At 37.5% G+C, this 24,771-nt stretch carries 26 protein-coding genes; 15 read left to right on the plus strand and 11 right to left on the minus strand.

What is annotated here, in order from left to right; genetic code table 11:
- Nucleotides 1-642: 642 nt before the first annotated feature.
- Nucleotides 643-2,388: a phospho-sugar mutase gene (locus M028_RS0113890; protein ID WP_026574395.1), complete on the plus strand. Its 1,746-nt coding sequence runs from the start codon at nt 643-645 to the stop codon at nt 2,386-2,388.
- 35 nt (nt 2,389-2,423) lie between these two features.
- Nucleotides 2,424-3,146 carry an SDR family oxidoreductase gene (locus M028_RS0113895; protein WP_026574396.1) on the plus strand — a complete coding sequence of 241 codons (723 nt, stop codon included), beginning with the start codon at nt 2,424-2,426 and terminating at the stop codon, nt 3,144-3,146.
- 114 nt (nt 3,147-3,260) lie between these two features.
- On the opposite strand, the gene M028_RS0113900 is transcribed toward M028_RS0113895, so the two are convergent.
- Nucleotides 3,261-3,515, minus strand: a complete 255-nt coding sequence (locus M028_RS0113900) for a YhdB family protein (protein ID WP_026574397.1) — start codon at nt 3,513-3,515, stop codon at nt 3,261-3,263.
- Between the two features lie 153 nt (nt 3,516-3,668).
- Between M028_RS0113900 and M028_RS0113905 the strand changes: the two genes are divergently transcribed.
- Nucleotides 3,669-4,640: a M14 family zinc carboxypeptidase gene (locus M028_RS0113905; RefSeq protein WP_026574398.1), complete on the plus strand. Its 972-nt coding sequence runs from the start codon at nt 3,669-3,671 to the stop codon at nt 4,638-4,640.
- Between the two features lie 93 nt (nt 4,641-4,733).
- Nucleotides 4,734-6,149 carry a SpoVR family protein gene (locus tag M028_RS0113910; protein ID WP_026574399.1) on the plus strand — a complete coding sequence of 472 codons (1,416 nt, stop codon included), beginning with the start codon at nt 4,734-4,736 and terminating at the stop codon, nt 6,147-6,149.
- Nucleotides 6,150-6,227: 78 nt separating this feature from the next.
- Here M028_RS0113910 and M028_RS30015 read toward each other — a convergent pair whose 3' ends face one another.
- From M028_RS30015 to M028_RS0113925, 3 genes are all read right to left on the minus strand, one after another.
- On the minus strand, nt 6,228-7,334 hold the full coding sequence (locus M028_RS30015; RefSeq protein WP_035424150.1) for a putative glycoside hydrolase: 1,107 nt from the start codon (nt 7,332-7,334) through the stop codon (nt 6,228-6,230).
- A gap of 121 nt (nt 7,335-7,455) precedes the next feature.
- The gene (ald, locus tag M028_RS0113920) at nt 7,456-8,589 is read right to left on the minus strand and encodes an alanine dehydrogenase (RefSeq protein ID WP_026574400.1); all 1,134 of its coding nucleotides are present in this window, start codon (nt 8,587-8,589) and stop codon (nt 7,456-7,458) included.
- Between the two features lie 116 nt (nt 8,590-8,705).
- A complete protein-coding gene (locus tag M028_RS0113925) occupies nt 8,706-9,944 on the minus strand; it encodes a PucR family transcriptional regulator (protein WP_026574401.1) in 1,239 nt (412 codons plus the stop codon).
- Nucleotides 9,945-10,297: 353 nt separating this feature from the next.
- Between M028_RS0113925 and M028_RS0113930 the strand changes: the two genes are divergently transcribed.
- From M028_RS0113930 to M028_RS0113945, 4 genes are all read left to right on the plus strand, one after another.
- Entirely contained in the window at nt 10,298-11,698 is a 1,401-nt protein-coding gene (locus M028_RS0113930) for an amino acid permease (protein WP_026574402.1), read from the plus strand.
- Between the two features lie 117 nt (nt 11,699-11,815).
- On the plus strand, nt 11,816-12,634 hold the full coding sequence (locus M028_RS0113935; protein WP_026574403.1) for a 5'-nucleotidase, lipoprotein e(P4) family: 819 nt from the start codon (nt 11,816-11,818) through the stop codon (nt 12,632-12,634).
- A 140-nt stretch (nt 12,635-12,774) separates the two neighbouring features.
- Entirely contained in the window at nt 12,775-13,650 is an 876-nt protein-coding gene (locus M028_RS0113940) for a permease (RefSeq protein WP_026574404.1), read from the plus strand.
- A 13-nt stretch (nt 13,651-13,663) separates the two neighbouring features.
- The gene (locus tag M028_RS0113945; RefSeq protein WP_026574405.1) at nt 13,664-14,560 is read left to right on the plus strand and encodes a TIGR03943 family putative permease subunit; all 897 of its coding nucleotides are present in this window, start codon (nt 13,664-13,666) and stop codon (nt 14,558-14,560) included.
- A 430-nt stretch (nt 14,561-14,990) separates the two neighbouring features.
- Here the strand turns inward: M028_RS0113945 and M028_RS0113950 are convergent, their stop codons facing one another.
- The gene (locus tag M028_RS0113950) at nt 14,991-15,908 is read right to left on the minus strand and encodes an AraC family transcriptional regulator (RefSeq protein ID WP_026574406.1); all 918 of its coding nucleotides are present in this window, start codon (nt 15,906-15,908) and stop codon (nt 14,991-14,993) included.
- 304 nt (nt 15,909-16,212) lie between these two features.
- Between M028_RS0113950 and M028_RS30020 the strand changes: the two genes are divergently transcribed.
- Nucleotides 16,213-16,497, plus strand: coding sequence for an aldo/keto reductase (locus tag M028_RS30020; protein WP_269320951.1), 285 nt, complete (start codon nt 16,213-16,215; stop codon nt 16,495-16,497).
- A 53-nt stretch (nt 16,498-16,550) separates the two neighbouring features.
- On the plus strand, nt 16,551-17,402 hold the full coding sequence (locus M028_RS0113960) for an aldo/keto reductase (RefSeq protein ID WP_026574408.1): 852 nt from the start codon (nt 16,551-16,553) through the stop codon (nt 17,400-17,402).
- Between the two features lie 333 nt (nt 17,403-17,735).
- On the opposite strand, the gene M028_RS0113965 is transcribed toward M028_RS0113960, so the two are convergent.
- On the minus strand, nt 17,736-18,248 hold the full coding sequence (locus tag M028_RS0113965; RefSeq protein WP_026574409.1) for a GNAT family N-acetyltransferase: 513 nt from the start codon (nt 18,246-18,248) through the stop codon (nt 17,736-17,738).
- A gap of 150 nt (nt 18,249-18,398) precedes the next feature.
- Between M028_RS0113965 and M028_RS0113970 the strand changes: the two genes are divergently transcribed.
- Both M028_RS0113970 and M028_RS30025 read left to right on the plus strand, forming a co-directional pair.
- Complete coding sequence (locus M028_RS0113970) at nt 18,399-19,319, plus strand: LysR family transcriptional regulator (protein ID WP_026574410.1); 921 nt, start codon at nt 18,399-18,401, stop codon at nt 19,317-19,319.
- Nucleotides 19,320-19,464: 145 nt separating this feature from the next.
- Entirely contained in the window at nt 19,465-19,863 is a 399-nt protein-coding gene (locus M028_RS30025) for a FixH family protein (RefSeq protein WP_051591042.1), read from the plus strand.
- 73 nt (nt 19,864-19,936) lie between these two features.
- Here M028_RS30025 and M028_RS0113980 read toward each other — a convergent pair whose 3' ends face one another.
- The 3 genes from M028_RS0113980 to M028_RS30030 form a co-directional block, all read right to left on the minus strand.
- A complete protein-coding gene (locus M028_RS0113980) occupies nt 19,937-20,302 on the minus strand; it encodes a hypothetical protein (RefSeq protein WP_026574411.1) in 366 nt (121 codons plus the stop codon).
- 164 nt (nt 20,303-20,466) lie between these two features.
- Nucleotides 20,467-21,723 carry a DUF445 domain-containing protein gene (locus M028_RS0113990; protein WP_026574412.1) on the minus strand — a complete coding sequence of 419 codons (1,257 nt, stop codon included), beginning with the start codon at nt 21,721-21,723 and terminating at the stop codon, nt 20,467-20,469.
- Between the two features lie 112 nt (nt 21,724-21,835).
- Entirely contained in the window at nt 21,836-22,384 is a 549-nt protein-coding gene (locus M028_RS30030) for a DUF3939 domain-containing protein (RefSeq protein WP_051591043.1), read from the minus strand.
- 108 nt (nt 22,385-22,492) lie between these two features.
- Between M028_RS30030 and M028_RS0114000 the strand changes: the two genes are divergently transcribed.
- Nucleotides 22,493-23,179, plus strand: a complete 687-nt coding sequence (locus tag M028_RS0114000; protein WP_026574413.1) for a response regulator transcription factor — start codon at nt 22,493-22,495, stop codon at nt 23,177-23,179.
- 53 nt (nt 23,180-23,232) lie between these two features.
- On the opposite strand, the gene M028_RS0114005 is transcribed toward M028_RS0114000, so the two are convergent.
- The gene (locus M028_RS0114005) at nt 23,233-23,544 is read right to left on the minus strand and encodes a HesB/YadR/YfhF family protein (protein WP_026574414.1); all 312 of its coding nucleotides are present in this window, start codon (nt 23,542-23,544) and stop codon (nt 23,233-23,235) included.
- 244 nt (nt 23,545-23,788) lie between these two features.
- Between M028_RS0114005 and M028_RS0114010 the strand changes: the two genes are divergently transcribed.
- Nucleotides 23,789-24,046: a CGCGG family putative rSAM-modified RiPP protein gene (locus M028_RS0114010; RefSeq protein WP_026574415.1), complete on the plus strand. Its 258-nt coding sequence runs from the start codon at nt 23,789-23,791 to the stop codon at nt 24,044-24,046.
- Between the two features lie 87 nt (nt 24,047-24,133).
- Nucleotides 24,134-24,469: a hypothetical protein gene (locus M028_RS0114015; RefSeq protein WP_026574416.1), complete on the plus strand. Its 336-nt coding sequence runs from the start codon at nt 24,134-24,136 to the stop codon at nt 24,467-24,469.
- Between the two features lie 59 nt (nt 24,470-24,528).
- Here the strand turns inward: M028_RS0114015 and M028_RS0114020 are convergent, their stop codons facing one another.
- Nucleotides 24,529-24,714, minus strand: a complete 186-nt coding sequence (locus M028_RS0114020; protein WP_026574417.1) for a hypothetical protein — start codon at nt 24,712-24,714, stop codon at nt 24,529-24,531.
- Nucleotides 24,715-24,771: the final 57 nt, after the last annotated feature.

Below are 24,771 nucleotides of genomic sequence, written 5' to 3' on the forward strand. Positions count from 1 at the left end.
CAAGGGTAATTGTGTCTGAATCAGGGTATCATTCGGACAGCTTTGGTGAAGCAATAGGGCAATCGTGTCTGATTCAGGGGAGGATTTGGACAGCTTTGATGAACCAAAAGATATCGTGTCCGATTTGGAAGCCCTAGAGTGAAAAGCTTAATATTAATTCTGTACGACAAACAACAATCTTACGAAAACAGCCTTGAAAAATGTAGAGGTAGAGACTGGCGAATATTTTGAGGAATTAAATAATTATTTGCACACCTGTTGATTGGAGCGGAGGGCACTCGACTCCTGCGGGATGGAGAGGTCACTGGAGACCCCACAGGCGCAAGCGCGCCGAGGAGGCTCCAGGACCTCCCCGCGGAAAGCGAGTGACCGGAGCGGAAATCAACAGGACCTTTTTGCAAAGACATCAATACAATTGGTAACATTCTCAAACAATCTAAGCACTTGCACAGCATGTGCTTTATTTTTTATTCAATTATTTCCTTGTGCTTAATATGAAGAAAATTTAAAATAGTAATGGTAAAAATTCGTTAAAATTTATTCTACTGCGAAAAATGTCGGAATAATTCCAGCAATTTTAAAAGGAGTAACAATCTTGAACTTCGAAACAATATAGAGTAGAAAGAATCAGGAGGAGATAAAATGGACTGGAAAGAAAATGCAACAAGATGGATCAACTTTGAGGGATTAGATTCAGAGTTAAAAAATCAATTATCAGAACTAAAGAAAGAGGATAAACAGCTGGAGGAAGCTTTTTATAAGAATTTAGAATTTGGTACCGGCGGCATGAGAGGGGAAATTGGTGTTGGTACAAACCGGATGAACCTCTATACAGTTAGAAAAGCTTCTGCCGGATTAGCTGCATACATAGAAGAAAATGGTCTTGAAGCAAAAAAACGCGGAGTGGTTATTGCCTATGATTCCCGGCATAAGTCTCCCGAATTTGCAATGGAAGCCGCGAAAACATTAGCAACAAAAGGTATACAAACCTATGTGTTTGATGAATTAAGACCAACACCGGAACTTTCCTTTGCATTAAGATATTTAAATGCATTTTCCGGGATTGTCGTTACTGCAAGCCATAACCCTCCGGAATATAACGGGTACAAGGTTTACGGGCATGATGGCGGCCAGCTTCCGCCTGAAAGTGCTGATCAGGTGATTGCAAGGGTCAATGAAATCGAAAACGAGCTGTTAATTGAGGTGGATTCAGAAGAGAACCTTCGAGATGCAGGACTCATTAAAATTATCGGTTCCGAAATTGATAACGCCTATTTAGAAAAATTGAAAACCATCTCGGAAAATCCAACTCTTGCAGAAGAATCGGATATTCGAATCGTTTTTACTCCTTTACACGGAACAGCTAATAAACCTGTACGGAACGCACTTGCTGCTTTTGGGTATAAAAATGTCACCGTTGTAAAGGAACAGGAGCTGCCAGATTCCGAGTTTTCAACTGTGAAAAGTCCGAATCCAGAGGAACATGCAGCATTTGAGTTAGCCATTCGGGACGGTAAACGGATTGATGCCGATATTTTAATTGCCACAGACCCAGATGCGGATCGATTAGGAATAGCGGTTCTAAATCCCGAGGGAGAATATGTTGTCCTGACTGGAAACCAAACCGGTGCATTGCTGCTTGACTATTTGCTTACACAGAAAATGGAAAAGGGTACCCTTCCTCAAAACGGAGTCGTTTTAAAAACGATTGTAACCTCTGAAATCGGCAGAAAAATTGCAGAATCCTATCAATTGAAAACCATTGATGTATTAACAGGCTTCAAATTTATTGCGGAGAAAATCAATGAATATGAAAATACAGGTGGACATACCTTCTTATTTGGGTATGAAGAAAGCTATGGGTATTTAATTGGAGACTTCGCCCGCGATAAAGATGCTGTTCAAGCAGCGCTTTTGGCAACAGAGGTTTGTGCTTATTATAAAAGACAAGGAATGACCCTTTATGAAGGGCTAATGCAGGTATTTGAAAAATATGGTTTTTATCAGGAAGGATTGCGCTCTTTAACATTGAAAGGAAAAGATGGAGCGGAAATGATTCAGCGAATTTTGGCATCTTTCCGTTCTGAACCATTAACAAATCTTGGTTCCGTAAAAACTTTGACTTCAGAGGATTATTTAACTGGAGTCCGTTTATCGAAAAATGGCGAGGAAAGAATTGATTTGCCAAAATCCAATGTTTTGAAATATACGTTTGAGGATGGTTCATGGGTTTGCCTAAGACCATCTGGAACGGAACCGAAAGTGAAATTCTATTTTGGTGTAAATAGTGGAAGCTTAGAAGAAAGTAAAAGCAAGCTTGAAAAAATTGAAAAAGATTTTATGGCGCTTGTCGATGAAAAAATAAATTTAGTATCTGAAACACATTAACAGCATAGAACCACCATATGAAAGGGAGTTTCAAAATGTTAAAAAATCAAATTGCCATTGTGACAGGTGCATCCAGAGGAATTGGAAAGGAAATTGCTCTAAAATTGGCTGAAACAGGTGTGAAATTAGCATTAGTCGGCAGCTCCGAGCAGGTTAACCAAACGGCAGAAGAGCTGAAGAATAAAGGTTTTTCTTATGTCCTTCCGATTCAGGCTGACGTTTCAAATGAGAGTGATATGCAAGAGGTTGTAAGAAAAACCATTGAAGAATATGGTCACATTGACCTCCTCGTTAATAATGCAGGAGTTGGCTTTTTTAAATTAACCGAAGAAGTGACTGTCGAAGAATGGAAAAAAGTATTTGAAGTAAATGTGCAAGGGGTATTTCTTGGAATTAAAGCGGTTTTGCCGCATATGAAAGAACGAAAATCAGGCACAATCATTACCATTTCTTCCGATGTTGGAAGATACACGATTCCGAATGGAGCAGCTTACACTGCCACGAAATATGCCGTCCAAGGCTTTTCCGGTTCTGTTGCTCAGGAAGTACGTGAATATGGAATCCGGGTTGGAACGATCAATCCGGGGATGGTGGATACCTATTTTGCCGAGTCAACCCAAGGCCTGCCAGAGAAAAAAGATTGGCTGAAGGTCGAAGATATTGCGAATGCTGTTGTCTATATGGCGTCCGCACCGAAATATATGCTAATTGATGAAATTGTCCTTCATCCGTTAATTCAACAATACCCAATCGCATAGAAATGAAATAAACTTGAAAAACGGCCCCTTAATGAGGTGCCGTTTTTTTGTGGTGGAATTCTTTAGCCCGGTTGTAAATATTTTTCTCACACAAAACTGTATTCACTTGCTGTTTCAGGAAAGACTATACATCGGAATCTCATTTGGGTCGGTTTCTGCCGCTTCGTTTGCATGGTCGATGTATCGAAGCAAGGCATACAATTTTTTTTCTAATACTGAGTAATCATGTTCGAAATGGTAGGCATGCAGGAATTGTTCTATTTTCTTTGATAAAAATTGGTCTTTTGTTCGAACCATTAAAATTAATAAGTTATCCCACTCGGACCGATGCGTATAATACAACGCACGGTCATAATCCACTTTATTCATGTAGTTGTCTCCTCCTTGTTAGGAGTTGAGTTTATTTTATGATTTTTTGCCGAAAACTTTCACAGAAAATGTTGGACACCCTTAATTGACGCGTTTTTCAACTTTTACCTGTATAAAATTTTAAGTGGTAAGCCACTACTTTAGGGGGAGGAAATGTTCAAGTACTTCTTGTGCTTCATGATTTTATTTACACTTCAGCCTGACGATGCCTTTGGAGAAAAATTAGTTGAAGTTAAAAAACCGTATACGTACGAAATTTTAAAACAGGACCTTTCAAAGATTCAAAAAAAATATAAATCAGTAGTTGAGATTAAATCTATTGGAACCACTTATTTTGAAAAGAATATTTGGGCCGTCAGACTTGGGTCAGGTAAAAAAAATATTGTTCTGATTGGCAGTCATCATGGACGGGAATGGTTGACTAGCATGGTGCTGATGAAAATGCTCGAAACGTATGCTGATGCATATGAAAAGGGAAAAAGGTCAACTAATATTTTAAACGAAGTTTCGATTTGGTTTATTCCGATGTTGAATCCAGATGGTGTCATGATTCAACAAAATCATTTTGCCAAGCTATCCCGCAGCCAAAAAATTAGTTTAGTGAAAATGAACGAAGGTTTAGAGCAATTTGACAGATGGAAAGCAAATGGTATTGGAATCGATTTGAACCGCCAATATCCTGCAGGATGGGAAGCATTAAAGAATGAACCGAAGGGACCATCGTATAAGTCTTATAAGGGGAAAGCCCCTTTAGAGGCAGAAGAGGTAATCGCCTTAACAAAGTTTATTCATCATATGCAGCCAATAGCGGCTGTTGCCTATCATACCGCCGGCAGAGAAATCTTTTGGAAGTATAAAAACGGCAAACATCTTAAACGTGACCGAAAAATTGCGAAAAAAATCTCCAAACTAACTGGCTACAAATTAGGTAGACCCGATCGAGAGGCAGTGGGTGGAGGTTTTACGGATTGGTTTATTACTACTTATCACCGACCGGCTCTCACGATTGAGATCAGCTATCTTGTTGGAGAAACCAACCCCCCATTATCCGTATTTAAAAAGGAATGGAAACGGAACAAGAAGGTGGGCTTGATGCTTGCAAAAGAAGCAAAAAAAATAAAGTAATATCTAGTCTTTTGTCTATGTTTTTTCTATCTTGTTTCATCATTCCTGCCTTTTCTTCATACATTGTGGTAAGAGGAAAAGGGGGAATGGCTCATGAATGCGGAAGAGCGCAAAGCACTGGAATATGCCATTAGCGAGATTACAGAAATCGCAAGCGGCTTTGGCCTAGATTTTTATCCGATGCGTTATGAAATTTGTCCAGCGGAAATCATTTATACATTTGGTGCATATGGCATGCCAACCCGGTTTTCACACTGGAGCTTTGGCAAACAATTTCATAAGATGAAGCTTCACTATGACTTGGGATTAAGTAAAATATACGAGCTTGTTATCAATTCAAACCCATGTTATGCCTTCTTGTTGGACTCTAACGCATTAATTCAAAATAAACTAATTGTAGCTCACGTACTTGCCCACTGTGATTTCTTTAAGAATAATGTTCGTTTCCAAAATACGAAGCGGGACATGGTGGAAAGTATGGCTGCAACGGCAGAAAGAATTCGAAAATACGAAATACAATACGGGAAAAAGGAAGTAGAGACATTTTTAGATGCTGTATTAGCCATTGACGAACATATTGATCCATCCTTGATGAGACCAAAATTAGCATGGTCAATGGATGATTTGGAGGAAGAAGAGAGCGGTGAACACCGCAGCCCTTCTCCATATGATGATCTTTGGTCATTGGATGATAAAGATAAAAAGGTTGAAAAAAAGCCGACAAAAAAGAAGTTTCCACCAAAGCCTGAAAAGGATTTATTGTTATTTATTGAAACATACAGCAGAGAGCTAGAGGACTGGCAGAGGGATATTTTAACAATGATGCGTGAAGAAATGCTGTATTTCTGGCCGCAACTTGAAACGAAAATCATGAATGAAGGCTGGGCATCCTATTGGCATCAGCGAATCTTAAGAGAGATGGACCTAACCAGTGATGAGGCGATTGAATTTGCTAAATTAAATGCCGGCGTCGTCCAGCCATCAAAAACAGGTATTAACCCATACTATCTTGGTATCAAGATTTTTGAGGATATTGAAGAACGTTATAATAATCCAACAGAAGAAATGAAACGCAGAGGCGTTCAACCAGGCTCCGGGAGGGAAAAAATGTTTGAGGTCCGTGAGGTAGAATCTGATATTTCCTTCCTGCGAAATTACTTAAATAAGGACCTTGTGATGCGTGAGGATATGTATCTTTTCCAAAAACAAGGCAGGGACTACAAAGTTGTCGACAAGCAGTGGGAGCATATTCGCGACCAGCTTGTAAATATGCGTGTAAATGGTGGATTCCCATACATTACTGTAAATGATGGAGATTATTTGAAAAATGGAGAACTGTATTTGAAGCATTGGTATGAGGGGGTAGAACTGGACGTAAAATACCTCGAAAAAGTTTTACCTTATATTCAACAGCTTTGGGGAAGACCAGTCCATATGGAAACAAATGTTGAAGACAGAAAAATGTTATTCACCTACGATGGGAAGGGAGTTCACAGGAAATATATCTAGTGGATGATTAAAGCAAACAAAAACCAAGGCATGTGCTCGGTGCCTTGGTTTTTCTCGTTCTGCGAATTCGGATTCCTTTTAGTACGGTGTATAATCAACGTTTGGCGTGTATTTGTTGCTGGCATTCCAGAGCAGGAATTCATGAATTCCTTGGGAGTGCAGCCCACGAATTTGGTCTTCAATTTCTTTCTTACCATATACTTTAAAATTGCCACTACCAAGCCAAGCTGCAGTAAAATCTTGTAGCCATGGCCTGGAAATAGGAGGGTTACTTAATTCTTCTAACCGCCCCTTTTCTACCTTCGCGTATTCTTTGACAAGATGATAGGGATGCAAATCAGGTTTCTTTATTCCAAAAATCCCTGTCCAATGACTTGGATAGATCATGGCGGAAATAACATCCACATTTTCGGCAATTTTAGAGAAATTTTGCCCAATACCTGGTGCTTCCGGAATAACAGTAGCGTTTCCGAAAACATCTACAGATACTTTAACATGATAAGGTTTTAACTTTTCTGAAGCATACTTAACAAAACTTGATACCGCCGCAATTCGATTTTGTCCATTCTTGGAAGGAAAGCTACCCTGTTCGAAGCTAAGCTGTTTTTCAAAGGTTTCAAACTTCTCTGGAAAACGGACATAGTCAAATTGAATTTCTTTAAACCCCATGTTGGCGGCTAGGATGGCAACCCCAATATTATAGTCCCAAACCTCTTTCAAAAATGGATTGGTGAAGGAATCTCCCCGCGTGTTTTTCCAAATCCCATTTGACGTTCTATAGGTGAGGCTCGGTGATTTTTTTGCTAATATAGTGTCTTTAAAGACAACAATCCGCGCAATTGGATAAATTCCGTTTGTTTTTAATGTATCCATTAATTCTTTAGGGTTTTTAATATAAGGCTTGCTAATAGAAAAATAGGGTGAGTTTTTTGATGGGAGAAAGGTCATATTACCGTAATCATCTTTTACATCAATGACCATGGCATTTAACTCTGTTTGGTTAACGAATGAAAGTAGTTTATGAAACCTTTGGCCGCCTGTATTTTCAGCCTTTACATAAATCCCGCGAATCGGCTGCTGTGAGCCTAGTGGATTTACAGCAGATTCCTTGGCGGAAATTTGGTTTGGGACGGGATATAGCGAAAGGGTAAATAAAACGATAATAGTAAGCAAAATTCTTTGCATCGGATCACTCCTCCTCAATCATCTTGCTTTTATCGTTCTCCGTTGTAACCATATTCATTCTAAGTGGAACTATTAAAAATCCCCACAAGCAAGAAACTTGTAGGGACCTGAGATCATTTTATTAAATAGATGCTAGTTCTTTTTCTAATGCATCTTCTACTGTTACGAAGTCATACCCAAGATCTTTTGCAACTGCTTCGTACGTAATTTCACCGTTTGCAACGTTTACGCCAAGCTTTAAGGCATGATTTTCAACAATAGCTTTGAATACACCTTTGTTGGCAATTTGAAGGGCATATGGGACTGTAACATTTGTTAAAGCAATAGTTGAAGTTCTAGGAACTGCACCAGGCATATTTGCTACAGAATAATGAACCACACCGTGCTTAACAAAAGTAGGATTGTCATGTGTTGTTACATGGTCGCTAGTTTCAACAATACCACCTTGGTCAATCGCAACATCAACGATGACAGAACCAGGCTTCATGGCTTTTACCATTTCCTCAGTAACAAGCTTAGGAGCCTTCGCACCAGGGATTAATACTGCTCCAATTAGAAGGTCTGCTTCGGCTACTGCTTCAGCAATATTAAATGGATTAGACATTAAAGTTTTTACTTGGTTTCCAAAGATATCATCTAATTGACGTAAGCGGTCTGCACTTAAATCAATGATGGTTACATCTGCCCCTAAACCAACAGCCATTTTAGCTGCATTGATTCCAACAACTCCTCCGCCAATGATGGTAACCTTGCCGCGGTTAACCCCAGGCACACCTGCAAGAAGGATACCTTGGCCACCGTAGAATTTTTGTAAGAATTGTGCACCGATTTGTGCAGCCATACGTCCTGCAACTTCACTCATTGGTGTAAGAAGTGGAAGAGTTCTGTTAACTTCTACTGTTTCATAGGCGATTGCAATGACGCCGCTATCTTTAAGTGCTTTTGCCAATGGCGGCTCAGCAGCTAAGTGTAAATAGGTGAAAAGAATTAAACCTTGACGGAAGTATTTATATTCACTTGATAAAGGCTCTTTAACCTTCATGATCATTTGTGCTTTTTCCCAAACTTGGTCAGCGCTATCAATAATTTCAGCACCGGCTTTTGCATAATCTTCATTGGAGAAACCGCTTCCAATTCCAGCGTCTTTTTCAACCAATACAGTATGACCTGCATTTAAAAAGGAAACAACCCCAGCTGGTGTAAGCGCAACCCTGTTTTCATTGTTTTTAATTTCCTTAGGTACTCCAATAAACATTCTATAAATCCCCCTTAAAAACTTAGGTTATTTTTGCTCTGGTTATAGTATAGAATGTTTGATGGATTTTTTCTTTGTGAAGAAAGGAGAAATATTTTTCTCCTTTTTGTTGATTTTCACAAACGGTGATATTTTTCTAATTTTAAATCTATAAATATGAGCATTTTCTGATTGGGATCTTTAAAATTAACCTCTCCAATTTCGGCAATCCGCTTCAATCGATAATTTAATGTATTTGCGTGAACATTTAATTCCTTTGCAGCATCCGCAATATTCGTGTCGTTATTTAGAAAAACCTCTAGGGTTTCCACTAGATTGCTGTTGTGCTTTTGGTCATACTTATGAAGGGATTTTAACGAGTGGTTTTCATATTCCTCTTTTTTTCTCTTCTCTAAAAGGACATCGAAAAATTGGTAAACCCCCAGTTGTTGATAATGAAAGATATTTTTGGTTTCAAATGGAAATTTTTTTTTGATCGATAAAACCTTTAATGTTTCTTGATAGGTTTTCCCTATCTTGCCATAGTCATCATTGATACTGCTGAAAGCAGGAGTAATATTCTGAATGTTATAACGTTCATTCATTTTCCACACAAATGATTGCGCAAAATGGTTTATTTCCTCCAGCGGCCGTTCGTTTTTTGATGCGGATACAAGCAGTATGAGCTGGTTACAATCAATTGTATATAGCATAATGGTTAAGCGCTGGCTTGTTTTCAGCAGATAAGAAATGGATTGCTCCTCTTTTCGGGTAATATTGTTCTGAAATTGAAAAACAAGGACAGCGTAGGAAGGGGAAGGAGTAATTTTTAAGGTTTGGAAATTCTGAATGATTTCTTCTTTAACCGTTAAATGACCCGTTAATAATCTCCAGAAGAATTCTTGAAAATGCTCGCCCTTTTTATTTTTTCTCGTCTGTAATTGCAGTAATTTATTTTTTACAGCATCAGCAGCCTTTTTGAGCAAGCCAAAATCCTTGTCGGTCAAGGTCTTATCAATTTCAATCGCCCAAATAAAGCCAAGTACTTCTTCTTGTTTCCAGATTGAAATGGCTACCCTGTCACTGAGTCCAATATCGTCCATACTTTTCACACGTATTGGTTGATCGGTTTTTAACAGAGCGGGGATGGTTCCTTCTTTCCATAATTGATTAATTACTTTTTCGGGAACTCTTCTTCCAATAATTGTAGAAATTCTTGCCGGATCCGTTCTTTCATCATGAGTGCTATAGGCAAGCAGCCGATGGTTGGAATCTTCAATTGTAATTGGGCATTGAAGCACCTGACTGATTAGATCGGCAAACTCATCTAAACTATCAAATTCAGCCCTAAAAGGATCATTTAATAAAGAATTCAAGAGATTTCCCCCCATATGGTAGAAACAATTTAATAGATGTATTTTGTTTAAATATACAAAATGACAACCAAAAATTCTAGTTTTTACACAAAAGAAATAAATAGTAATAATGTTAAAATAATTTTAGGTATTTGCAAAAATAAAAAATATTTGTATAATTGTAAAATGTAAGCGTTAACACTACTAGGGATGGGGGTGACTACATTTACTGAGAACGAATTTTTTCTTTTGAAGCATAGAAATTATATAATATTATTACTATATTAATAAAGATAACCTCTAGTAAAGATTGTTTAAAATCTATCAAAAGAATTACATGCTTTTGGAAATGATTAAAAAGAGGAGATGAATTTATGAGTAAAAACCCTCAAGGAAAAGATCTTCATCGTGGATTGGAAGAAAGGCATATTAATTTAATGTCCCTAGGAGCTGCAATCGGAGTAGGATTATTCCTCGGTTCAGCAACAGCTATAAAAATGGCGGGGCCTGGAATTATTCTTGGATATGGTTTTAGTGGATTAATCATGTTTTTTATCATGCGTGCTTTAGGGGAAATGGCCATACAAAAACCTGTAGCAGGATCATTTAGTAAGTATGCACGAGATTACTTGGGACCGCTGGCAGGATACATAACCGGCTGGAATTATTGGTTCTTATGGGTTGTAACCTGTATGGCAGAAATTACAGCTGTCGGAGTTTATATGAAATATTGGTTTCCGGGGACTCCGGGTTGGATTTGGGCATTAGCTGCACTAGTTATCATGGCAACTGTCAATTTCCTTGCGGTAAAAGCCTATGGCGAACTGGAATTCTGGTTTGCACTGATTAAAATTGTCACCATTTGCTTAATGATTGTTGTTGGATTAGGAATGATTTTCTTTGGTATAGGTAATGGTGGGATTGCCACAGGAATAAACAATTTATGGAATCATGGTGGATTTTTCCCACATGGTTTCAAAGGAATCCTAATGTCATTACAAATGGTCATGTTTGCTTACTTAGGAATTGAAATGATCGGGGTTACAGCAGGAGAGGTTAAGAACCCGGAAAAGACGATTGCAAGAGCGATTGATTCTGTTTTCTGGCGTATCTTGATTTTCTATGTAGGTGCACTGTTTGTTATTATGTCCATTTATCCTTGGCAGGAAATCGGAACAAAGGGCAGCCCGTTCGTATTAACTTTCGAACAAATTGGCATTAAGGGTGCAGCTGGAATTATTAACTTTGTTGTACTAACGGCAGCCCTTTCTTCTTGTAATAGTGGAATCTTTAGTACGGCAAGAATGTTGTTTGACCTAGCGAAGCATGGTGAGGCTCCGGAGAAATTTGGTAAGGTTACGAGGACTGGTGTTCCGGGTCTTGCAATTATTGCCTCAGCAGCAGTATTATTAATTGGAGTAGTTTTAAACTATGTTGTACCAGCAAAAGTATTTACGATGGTTACAAGTATTGCAACATTCTCTGCAATTTGGACTTGGGGGGTTATCCTTTTATCCCAGCTACGCCATCGTAAAGATATGAAATCTAACGAGGTTCAGCAGTTAAAGTATAAACTGCCTTTATATCCGCTATCTTCCTATCTTTCACTCGCATTTCTTGTTTTTGTTGTGGTGATTATGGCGATTAATCCTGATCAAAGAATAGCAGTAATCGTTGGACCAATCTTTATATTAGCTCTTACTGGATATTATTATTTTAAAGGTTTTCATAAAAGAAATTCTTCTTCGTCAAAATCAAAAAATCAAGCAAGTTAAATAAATTATGAAAATGGAGTCCGGCAATCGGACTCCATTTTTTCTTCTTCAAAAAGGAATGAATCCTTCCACAGATTTGTCACATACTAATTTTGATTATATAAAGGAGGGAATAGCGTGAAAAAATTTACTGCATTCGTTGCAACGGCAGCCCTTTCCATTTCGGTATTTAGTACCAATGCTAAAGCACAAAATGTTGCGGACCCTACCGTTGCCCTGCAAGCCCAAAATACGATGTCCGTCCTGTGGTTTCAAAAAGCCGGTGAAGCAAAAGCATTGTATTATCAAGGGTATAATGTTGGAAAAATGAGGTTAGCTGAAATCCTGAAGAAAAAGCCAAAGAAAAAGGCTTCAAAGCGAGCTGTTGTACTAGATATTGATGAAACCATTTTAGATAACAGCCCTTACCAGGCATGGAACGTTGTTTCGGGAAAAGCCTATCCATTAAATTGGAATGAGTGGATCAATAGTGCACAGGCTAAACCACTTCCAGGGGCGATCAATTTCCTGAAGTATGCAAATTCAAAGGGTGTAGAAATATACTACATATCAAACCGGACCGAAGCCCAAAAGGCTGCAACAATTAAAAATTTACAAAAGGTTGGTGCGCCTCAAGCTGATGCAGCACATGTATTGTTAAAGCAGCCTGGGGAAAAAGGGAAAGAGACGCGCCGCAAGCAAGTAGCGAAAACACATGATATTGTTTTATTATTTGGTGATAACTTGGGGGACTTTAGCGGTTTCGATGATTTATCGGTTCCTGAAAGACTCAAGGCAGTAGACAACCGTCGTAACGAATTTGGTAAGAAGTTGATTGTTTTCCCTAATCCAATGTACGGAGACTGGGAAGGAGCGATTTACAACTATGATTTCAGTAAATCAGATGTGGAGAAAGCGAAGCTAAGAAAAGAAGGACTTGTCCCATACCAGCCATAAATAAACCGCAGCCAACGATTAGTTGGCTGTATTATTTTGTGATTCCAGTTTTTTTCGTTGGACGTAATTTATTAATGAGAGTATAGTAGTTTCCATGAGTTTTAAATAACCTACTTGTTAAATGTTCAAGGAGGCCTTTCATGGATCGATTATTGCAATTAAATACGATTTTTATCAGTATTGTTATTGAAGCTATCCCATTTATAGTAGTTGGGGCTTTGGTTTCTGCACTGATTGAGGTTTTTGTTTCTGAGAATACAATTATTCGAATAATGCCTAAAAATCGATTTTTATCTGTTATAACTGCTAGTTTAATAGGTGTATTATTCCCTGGATGTGAATGTGGAATTGTCCCAATTGCAGCACGTTTGATAAAGAAAGGGGTAGCCCCTCATGCCGCTATATCCTTTATGCTCGCTGCACCTATTATTAACCCAATTGTTTTATTTGCCACATATATTGCCTTTGGTGACAGTTGGACAATGGTTTGGTATCGTTCAGGATTAGCTTTAGGTGTTTCCATTTTGGTTGGTATAGTTCTATCGTTTGCAATAAAAGGAAATCCATTAAAAGAGAATATTGAAGTGCATATACACGATCATTCTAACCAAAACGTCAAACAAAAGTTGATAAGTGTATTGACCCATACTATCGATGAATTTTTGAGTGTTGGTAAATTTCTTGTCATGGGTGCATTGATTGCAGCGTCTATGCAGGTTTATGTGCCTACAAAGATTTTGCTTACTTTAGGTGGTACAAGGGTGACAGCAACTCTTGTAATGATGGCTCTGGCGTTTATCTTATCGATTTGTTCAGAAGCAGATGCCTTTGTTGCTTCATCATTTAGGAACAGTTTTGCACAGGCTCAAAGCTCTATAGTGGCTTTTCTAGTATTTGGGGCAATGTTAGATATTAAGAATGTCTTGATGATGACTGGATATTTTCAAAAACGCCTAATTGTTATTTTAGTTTCATTAATTACAGTATTTGTATTCGTTGGTTCACTTCTTTTGTAAAGGAGGGTTAATAATGTTTCGGGTTGTCATTTTACTGCTTTTCACAAACCTTTTTTTTATGTTGCACTCAACGGGAAACATCTCAAAATATATAAACCAAAAATATTCTTTTCTTTCATATAGTATGATCTACGTTTTATTTTTCTTGACCATTGTGGAAGGTATTCGTTGGTATTTTGCAAGTAAGAAAAATGAGACAGAACATCAACATAATTGTGATTGTCATCATGAACATGACCATCATCACCATCATGGACACGGAGAGGGCACCGAGAAAAAGTCCACTAAGAAAAAATTCAAGAAAATCTTGGGGTACACTTTTGTATTAATACCTGCTATATCAGGGGTTGTTTTGCCCGTTGCAACTCTTGACTCCCAGCTAGTGGACGCAAAGGGATTTTCATTCCCTGCATTAGAGGACGGAAATGATAAATACGGGACCCACCAAGTTCTGAATCCTGATATGAGTAAATTCATGAATCAAGGCGACTTTCAAGATTTAGTTCACAAGGAGTCTAAATCCTATGTTGGAAAAAATAATATTGCTTTAACAGATAAAGACTTTTTAGTCGGATTAGAAGTTATTTATAATTTTCCTGGGACTTTTGCTGGAAAAACGATCACAATGAAAGGATTTTCCTATAATGGCCCTGGATTACAATTGAATCAACTTTTCTTACTGCGGTTTGGGATCATTCACTGTGTGGCAGATTCCGGAGCCTTCGGAATGATGATTCAATTCCCTAAAAACATGCACATTCCAAATGACCAATGGTATCAGGTAACAGGAACCATGGATACCGTTTTTTATCAACCGATGAAAATGAAAATTCCTGTATTAAAAGTGACGAGCTATAAAATCATTCCAAAACCAAATGATCCTTACGTTTACAGAAACAGTTTGAATTAGGAAGAATAGTTCTAGGCCCTTTTGGGGTCTTTTTTTGTATGATGAAAAAGGCCTTATTTATGTAAAACCTCACAGATACGGTTCACCGTATCCATCAAAATGAGGTTCTCTAGGATTTTAAGATAAAACTCACTCCCTATTAAATAAGATGTCTTGTCCATAATCGAGTAACCAGCAAAAGTAAAATAAGCGAAGATTTTTCGGTTAAATGCAGAATGGAGCTCGTTTCGGGGTAAATAAGGGAGGATTTTCCGATTATGCAAAGCAAAATCTCCCATTTTTGAATTTTTCGAGTCAATAGGCGGAATTTCTTCGTCTATATAAGCCTTTTTTAATAATAATTACCAAATAAGCGAAATTATTTCGTCTATTTATCCGCTCGGGTGCTTCTTTCCTTTACACAAAAGACCCCAACCATCAGGAAGGGGATTCATAGGTTTATCGTTTTGTCTTGGTTCTCTCTCAACTGCTTTATATCTTCTTTAGGTGGTAAGCCAAACATGCGCGAGTATTCACGGCTAAATTGTGAGGGACTTTCATAGCCAACCTGGAATGCAACATCTGCTGCATCCGCTGATTCGGATAATAACAGGCTCCGAGCTTCTTGTAGTCTCAGTTGTTTTTGGAATTGAATGGGGCTCATTGCTGTTACCTCTTTAAAGTGCCGATGTAGTGAAGAAACACTCATATTTGCTATTTCCGCTAATTCCTCAATCTTAAAAGACTTTTCATAGTTATTCATGATATGTTGAATCACGTCACTGATTTGATTTGTGGAACTTCCTTCTATTGCAATTTGTTTTAACATTCCTCCATGTTCTCCTTGTAGAACTCTATAGATGATTTCTTTCCTAATTAGAGGAGCAAGTACCTTGATATCTTTCGGAGTATCTAACAAACGAGCTAATCTTGTTACTGCGTCTAGCAAAGATGGTTCTATTTTGCTTACATACATACCTCGTTTAGCATTTTCTTTCTTTTCAACTCCCATTTGAAATTCACGTAACACCTCCAATATTTCACTCGGTGTGAATTCAAGTTTGAGAGCCAGATAAGGAACTTCAGAAGAGGCTTCCGCAACTTGTCCGGTAATTGGCAGATTAACTGATGCAACAAGGTAATCGGCAGGACCGTACCTGAAGCGCTCCTGTGAAAGCACTACCTCCTTCATCCCTTGAACGACAATGCATAGGGAAGGCTTGTGAACTCCGTAATTTGGTCCAGTTTCATTAGAGTAACGGGAGAAAAATAAAAACGGAATAACAGTCATTTGAGTACCATCCTGTCCCGTATGAATCTCTATGATTTTGGCGAGTTCAACTCTTTGTCTATATAATTGTTCAAACATAAAATCCTCCTTTGTTTTTCTTCATTCATTGGTCCCATTATAAGGCTAATTTACTTTTTGAGTAAATGGTTGTGAGAGGATTATGCAATCATTTGACAGGATTGTGATACCAGTCGTATTTTCATTTGTTGCATAATGAGGATGCAAGTTAATGCACATCTTTATTTTCAACCTTTAATAAAAAAGAAAGGAAGATAAAATATGCAAAAACGTATGTTAGGAAATAGCGGCTTAGAAGTTTCTGCTATACCTTACCGGAAAAATTGATAAAAATGTAACATTCGTTAGCTCCGATTTTCGCAGTATTGTTTCTCGCTTCAAACCGGAAAATATCGAAGCTAATCAGATATTGGTTGAACTGATAAAGAAGATTGCAGTGGGTAAAAATGCAACGCCAGCTCAAATCGCATTAGCATGGGTACTTGCTCAGAAGGCATGGATTGTTCCGATTCCCGGTACAAGGAAACTGGATCGTCTGGAAGAAAATCTTGGCGCTGCAGAAGTTGAGCTGACAGCAGAAGAACTACATGATTTGAACGACACACTATCAAAGATTGAAATTTGGGGAGAACGGTACCCGGCAGAATAGGCAAATAGAGTGGGTAAATAAAAGACACTCAAAATAAACAGGAGGAATTATTTATGCAAAAAGTTATTTTAAACAATGGTGTTGAAATGCCGATAATCGGTTTTGGTGTTTTTCAAATTCAAGATGATAAAGAATGTGAACAAGCGGTTTATGACGCGATTATGGCAGGCTATCGTTTGATTGACACAGCTGCTTCTTATCTTAATGAAAAAGCAGTCGGCAGAGCCATCAAGCGCAGTGGTGTACCGAGAGAGGAATTGTTTATAACAACCAAACTTTGGGTTCAGGATACTGGTTATGAGAAGACAAAGAAAGCATTTGAAAAATCGCTGGAAAGACTGCAATTGGATTATTTAGATTTGTATTTAATTCATCAGCCATTTGGCGATGTTTACGGTTCATGGCATGCGATGGAGGAATTGTACCGCGAAGGTAAGATTAGAGCAATTGGAGTTAGCAACTTCTATCCGGATCGTCTGACTGATTTCATTATTCATAATGAAGTTGTTCCTGCGGTAAACCAGGTTGAAACGCATCCTTTCAACCAACAAATAGAAAGTGCTAAATTGATGAAAGAGAACAAAGTTCAAATCGAGTCTTGGGGACCGTTTGCTGAAGGAAAAAATAACATGTTCCAAAACGAAATTCTAGTATCAATAGCCGAAAAGCTTAATAAATCCGTTGCCCAGGTGGTTTTACGTTGGTTAACACAACGAGGCGTGGTTGTGATTCCAAAGTCTGTTCGTAAAGAAAGAATCATCGAAAACTTCAATATCTTTGACTTTGAATTAAGCCAAGATGATATGGAGAAAATTGCTACCTTAGATACGAAACAAAGCTTGTTCTTTTCACATCAAGATCCTGAAATGGTGAAATGGATCGGGACGCGTAAGCTTGATATTTAATGCTTAATAGAGTGCTAATCAATATCTTTGATTGTCATTTTCTATTTAATAAACCGTTTCTAATATTACTTACAAAAAATTAAGTGAAGTTTGCGAAATTTTGAACTTAAAGTGACCATGAGCTTTATTCGAGGATGGATTAATGTCTTCCTTGTTGAAGCAACGGGCAGTAAGCGTATTTTATATACTCAGCACATTATAAAAGCTATCTTTCCCTTAATGAAAAGATAGCTTTTATCCTTATTTTACTTGCTGGAAAACATAATCATATCTTTCCTCATTTTTTTGTTTTCAGTATTACCCCAAATTTTAAGCTTCGTAAAGCATATTTTCTTATTCTTCCACAGGTTCTTTAGGTCCGTTAAGTTCTAATTGATAAAAAGCTAAGTCGAGCCATCTATTGAATTTAAAACCCGCCTTACTTATTGTACCTGAATGAACAAAGCCAAAGTTTTTATGCATGGTAATGCTTTTTTCATTCGCAGCATCAATTCCAGCAATTATAGTCATATACTCTCTTTCCCTGGCAACAGCGATTAATTCTTTCATTAAAGAAGTCCCAATGCCCTTTTTTCTGTATTCCTTATCAACATAAACAGAATGTTCAATTGAATATTTATAAGCGGGCCATGCTCTAAAAGGACCGAATGTCGCAAATCCAACCACTTTATTATCTTGTTCACATACTAATATTGGAAAACTTTCATCCATCTTTTGTTCAAACCAAATTTGTCTGCTTTCAAGCGTTTGGGGTTTATATGAGTAAACAGCAGTAGTATAAAGAATGGCATCATTATAGATATTTAAAATGTCCACCAAATCTTTTTGAGTTGCTTCCCTTATCATTTTTTTCTTCCTTTCAAAAATAAATTTTTCTTCCTATATCTGATTGTAGATTGTTCCATACAAAACGTAAAATTGAACTTTTTAACCGTTTGCTATAGGATAAAGTTATAGCAAACGATCCAAAAAAATCAGTTAAGGTAAGGTGAGTATATGTCACCCCAACAACTTCGATACATAGTGGAGATTGCCAAGCATAATTCTATTAGTCAAGCTGCTTCTGCACTTTTCGTAACACAGCCAAGTATTAGCAAAGCAGTGCGTGAACTCGAAACAGAGTTAGGGATTACTATTCTCGATAGAACGAATAAAGGCGTTGTCTTCACAAAAGAGGGCACAGAGTTATTATTTTACGCAAAAAAGCTTCTAGAACAAATGGAGACTGTTGTCCATCATTTTAACAAAGAGAAAATAATAAACTTAACTAAGTTTTCTATTTCATCTCAACATTATGGTTTCGCTGTAGAGGCTGTTGCAAATTTAATGGATTATTTTGCCGAGCGGAATTATGAGCTGGCGATTCGAGAGGGTAAGACGACTGATGTGATTGATGATGTTTATGCAAGCAGGAGTATTCTTGGAATCCTATCTCTGAACGATTTAAACAAGCATTTTTTTGAGCGTTATTTCACTTCAAAGTTACTAACGTTTACTCCCCTTGCTTCATTGACACAGCATGTCTTTCTACGAAAAGAGCACTCTCTGGCACATCTCAAAAGCATTACCTTGGAACAGTTAAGGGACTATCCTTTTCTGACCTATCAGCAGGACGATATGTTGCAACATTTTGCGGAAGAAGCCCTGAATGTAGACAATATCGGGAAACTAGTCTATCTCAAGGATAGAGGGGCAATGAATAATCTCTTATCAAATACAGATAGCTACAATTTGGGAACAGGCTGTATCGTGAATAATTACATGAACTCCAATATTATCTCTATTCCATTAGAAGGAGGCAATCTGATTCAAGTGGGCTTGGTGAAACGAAACGATGTGTTTTTGCCAGAAGAAGTTCTAGTGTATATTGATTTTTTAAAATTAACTTTGGAAAAATCTATGCCGAAGGAAATGTAAAGTAAGCGTAGGTTTGGCACTCTGAGGTTGTTAATACTTTCTTATAGGATAGGTTCAATTAAAGAGAGATAAATCGTTTTGTTTCATGCCGAAATAATGGTAAGCTTTTAGGGGTTAGGAAAATGTTTTAAAAAGGGAGATTAACATGAAAAAAATGATCATTGGATTAGCGGTATTGTTAGGGCTGCTCGCGGGCTGTTCGAATCAAAGTGGGTCTAATACCAATAACAGTAGCGAGCCACCGCAAGTGGTAGAGGTTGCTATCAAGTTTGTTCCGGAAAATATAACTACACATGAAAAAGCAAAAATAGAGGCGGTTGTCACACAAGGAAAAGATAAAGTATCAGATGCGGATGAAGTAAAATTTGAGATTTGGAAGTCAGGTCAGGACAAGCACGACATGCTGAAGGCGAAGAATGAAGGGAAAGGGATCTACTCGATAACGAAAACCTTCAAAGACGAGGGCCAATACTATGTTACTGCTCATGTTACGGCAAGAGATATGCATACCATGCCAAATCAAAAATTCACAGTTAAAAAATAAATTTCAAAAGGGCTGCCGGTAAATTGAAACCGGAGCCCTTTTTTATAATCAAGAAAATTAAATTAGTTCACTATTACTTTCTAAGATTTTTTAAAATATTGATGGCGAAGAGGATAATCCCTAATACCATTAGCGTACCCCCGGTTGCTACTGCAGGAGCCGCTGCTGCTGTGCCAGAAACCAAGAAGGCAAGACCAATCATCATAATCGGCAGGCTGATATTATGAAGCCAAAAGTGGACCTTTGCCAATGTCGTTTCTGCTGCAGCTGGAAAGGCAACATAAATAAGACCCGCCAATGCCATTGACATCCATCCGAGTAAATTAATGTGGACGTGAACAGGTGTGAAGTCAAACTTTTCCGTCATGGACATATACATTCCAATGCAAACCCCAATGACAAAATACACTACAGAGATTTTGATAAACTTAATCCCCATTCTTCATCCCCCTTTTTACTTGAAAATAATGACTACAGTAGTAAATATGACTTGGAAATTCGAAAAAGAACTGACAAATGTCATGGACAAAACTGATTTTTTTATAGGTAGAATATATCCCAAAATAAAAAAAGCTGCCTTTTGGTTCAAGGCAGCATTTCAAATTAAAAAAGCATTCTCAAGCTAACTAAAATAAGCCCAATTAAAAATCCGCAAACCGCTCCATTTACACGAATCCATTGCAGGTCTTTTCCTACATTCGTTTCAATCATGTTAATCAGCGTTTTATCATCTAATTTTTCGAGGTTTTCTTCGACCAATTTTCCAACTTTTGAATGATTTTTATCAACAAAGATGGAAATCTGTTTCTTAATCCAGTTTTCAGCCTGTGCGATTTTTGCTTCATTTGATTTAAAATCGTTTAATAAATGGGTTAAGAACGGTAAAAGGTACGTATTCAAGAAGGCAGGAACCTGAATAAAATCGATTGCCTTTTGCTTAAATTGTTGAAGAAAAGAAACAATCTTTTCTTCCGGTTCCCAATCCGTGACTAGTTTTTCCCTCAAGCTGTTTAGTTCAACGATCAAATTTTCATCACTCTTGATATTTTGTAGTTTATCGTTTAATGACATTAGGAGCGTGACTCGATTTTGATTATAAGGATCCCGAAAACTATCTACACCTTTTTGAATGAGGTTTTGAATGATATTACCCAACTTTTCTTCATTAACTAGATTACTAAATGACTTTAATGCAAATTGCATAAAACCATCGGCTTTAATATTTTCGATTGCCTCAACTGCCATTCTCCCCAAGCGGTCCTTAGTGGTATCTTTTCCGGCCCATTCATCTACTTCATTTAAAAGATAATCAAGAGCTTTTTCATCATAATTTCGTTTTGTTAATTCATCGATGATAACGGGAAGATAGACTCCCATATCCAAACGATTAATCAGCAGTTTAACTTCTCTTTCTACCAGAGGGGCTATTTTTTCGACCTTAACTTTTTCAATTAAGTAGTGAATCCCATTAATAATATTCTTTCGAGCTGAAGCTGTTTCTAGTTCCCTTTCAGCAATGCCTACTAGTTTTTCCATGAAAGGGATGACTGCAACTTTTTTACGAATGCTTTCTTTTGTCAGCCAGTCATTTTCAAGCATGGAGATAATTGCGGCAATAATTCTTTTCCTATTTTTCGGCAGTAAGGCTGTATGTGGAATCGGAATCCCTAATGGGTGCCGAAACAGGGCGGTAACAGCAAACCAGTCGGCAAGCCCGCCCACTAATCCCGCTTCGAAGCCGCCTTGGAGCAACATGCCCCAAATCGAAGATTGTAATGGAATGGTCGCCACAAAACCAACTGCCATTATAATAAGTGAAATGGTTGCTAGCCGCTGTGATTTTTTCTTACGTGTGAACATTTTCTAACTCCTTCATCTTTAACCTTATATATTCTTCTAAAGCTATTATCTCAAGAAAGCTGTAAAATGCAATTTTCAAACCTGAACAGGCCGAAAAAAACTCCTCTTCCCATTAAGAGGAGCTGCCTGATTCCGGTTTTACATGTGTAATTAAGCCGTCCAGTTTCGTGATGTAGAATTGTATGTCCGGAATTTCTTTCAGATAGTGGTGCTCAAGTAATTGATAATAATTAACCCGTCGCTCAGCGTCAAACTTTAGCATTGGATATTCTTTATGTTCCTTTACAAATTGATCAACAGCTTTTTGAACAAGGTCCATTACTGGTGGGATATGTTTTTCGCTTTCTTCGAATAAATCATAGGTTTCCTTTGACATATAAACATTTCTTGAAGGAGTACCTCCCAAAATAGGGGCGATGTGTTTATGATCGATACTGTGGTCATCCCGCACAAGTATGGTCCGGTAAACACCTTTCGGTAATTGATCAGAGAACGTTCTCACAGCATGACGGATTTCCTCAAGCGTTACATCAATAGATGGGAATTGGGTAATATCATCATCACTTAGAGTTTTCGCCTGTTTTTTGCCGGTTAAACTCCTAATAAATCGAATAAGCCCGATCAATATAAGGATTCCGACAATAAATATTAAAAATTTCATCTTATCACCCCTCTATAGTATATTATAGTTTAAAAATTGTTATAGCCTTCAAATGAATTTTTCAGTAAATTGGAGATAAGCGATTTTTTTTAAGGCAGGTGATTTCAAATGAAGATACTAGTGGTAGAAGATAACGAGAGTGTATGCACTATGATTGAGATGTTTTTTATGAAGGAAGGCTATCAAGGGGAATTTGTGAATAATGGTCTGGAAGGGTACGACCGTTTCCGCGCGGGCGATTGGGATTTACTCATTCTTGATTGGATGCTCCCGGGAATGGATGGGGTAAGTCTTTGCAAGAAAATTAGAGAGGTAAGCAATGTCCCAATCATCCTTTTAACGGCAAAGGATACGGAATCTGATCAGGTATTGGGATTGGAAATGGGGGCAGATGATTATGTTACTAAACCTTTTAGTCCGCTTACATTAATGGCAAGAATAAAAGCAGTCTCTAGAAGGTTCAAACAGGATATTAGCATCCATGAAAGCTTGTACCTAGAAACTGAGCATTTCAAAATAAGTAAGGAAACAAGAGAAGCATTCTTAAATGGCGAAAAAATTACAAGTCTAACACCGAAAGAATTTGATTTATTATTTTTCTTTATTCAAAATCCCCGCCAGGTTTTTTCGCGTGAACAATTATTAGATAAAGTCTGGGGCTACCAATATTATGGGGATGAACGTACGGTAGATGTTCATGTGAAACGATTAAGAAAGAAAATTGGCACAGAGGAACAGCCGTTTATTCACACCATTTGGGGTGTTGGCTATAAGTTTGATGAAAACACTAATTAGTTTACACAAAAGGTATCCGTGAGAATTCATGGATACCTTTTCGATAAGAAAGATTAATTCACAATCAAATTTTCCTGTTCGCTGTAGCTTACCTGCAGCTCTTCTAGACGGTCATCTACAGATAAAAGGGTCTTGGTATCCTCAAAAAACCAAACGTCATTTCCTTCGACAAAAAATGTAATTCCATTAACCTCTTTTGAATATCCCGCATTTGCCGGTATTTCAGCTGAAAAGGCAAGGCTATAGCCTTTATGCTTCTGACCAAAGCCGGCATATTGAGGAAACATCCGAATACTGAATGGTATGTTCATCTTAAATTCCTTTGTAAACCAAGCGGCAGCTTTTTCATCAATTGTTATGAACATATTTATGCACCAACCTTTTCTTAGTTTATAGATCTTTTTTTTTAACCTCTATTGAAAGAATATAATTTTTTTAAAATATTGCCTGTGATATTAGGCACGTACATTGTTTTACTGGATATTTTTAAAAAAATGTTCAAATTTTTGTTTTAAAAAGTTCAAATATGTGAAATAGAGCAACAACTCTGTTTTAATTAACTGTTTTAATTAAAATAAGATATCAATTTTTTTAATGGAGGTTTTGAATATGGATAAAGATTGGACGAAGGACCTTGAGCATGATGAATATGAGCAGGATATTGATCTGATTCTCAAAGATGCCTTACAGGCAGTGGAGGATACAAAGGATGGCTGTTTTGTTAATCTTGTTACGTCTGAAGCGTTTGGGAACCCTGTTGATTATTTGCAGCCTCTCTTAGAAAAGATGTACACCAATAAAGTGAAAATAAAATTTATTGACCAATGTGGATGCGGGGGATATGTACTTAGGGTATGGAAAATTTAAACTTGTTGATTGTTGCTGTTATTGTAACATATTAATAGTAAAAATGATGATAAAATGGGGTTACTTTAATAAAAGGGGTTTTTGACAATGGAACAAAAGCTTGAGAAATTAACGGAAAACATGAACGATATTAAAACATTAATCCATACATTTAATACAACATTAGAAAATATTGAACAGAGACTATCAAGATTAGAAAAGGTAGACAGCATAGAACATCGGGTAGCGGTAAACCAAATTGACCTTTCAGATATAAAGGACTCTCTTCAGCGCATTGAAGAGTTACAAGGTACAGTAATAGAAAAAGTGGAGAAAAAACACGAAAACACGGAAGAAATTCATTACATTAACCGCCGGCTGGATTCGCATCTGATTAAAATTGCGAAAGCTGAGGAAGAAATTATTATGTTAAAAGATAAATAAAGAAAAAAGATCAGATTGAAGTTAATCTGATCTTTTTCCTTTCTGTTTGGTGTATTCGGTTACATTTTTTTAAATAATGCTTTTACACCTAAATATAGGATTGCGAGAGCAAATACCAGCATAGCAAGAGCCCCAACGATATCAAAGAACGGTGTAAGGCCAGCTAAGAATGATACGGCTGGTAAATGAACCAACGCATAACCAGCTAAAATAGAAACTAAAAATAAAATTGCTAAATCCTTCATTTTCATCCCCTCCTTATGAATAGAATATGCTTGAGTTCAAAAAGGGGGACTAGTTGA

The organism is Bacillus sp. UNC438CL73TsuS30, from assembly GCF_000482325.1.
In the GTDB taxonomy this organism is placed as follows: Bacteria; Bacillota; Bacilli; order Bacillales; family Cytobacillaceae; genus Neobacillus.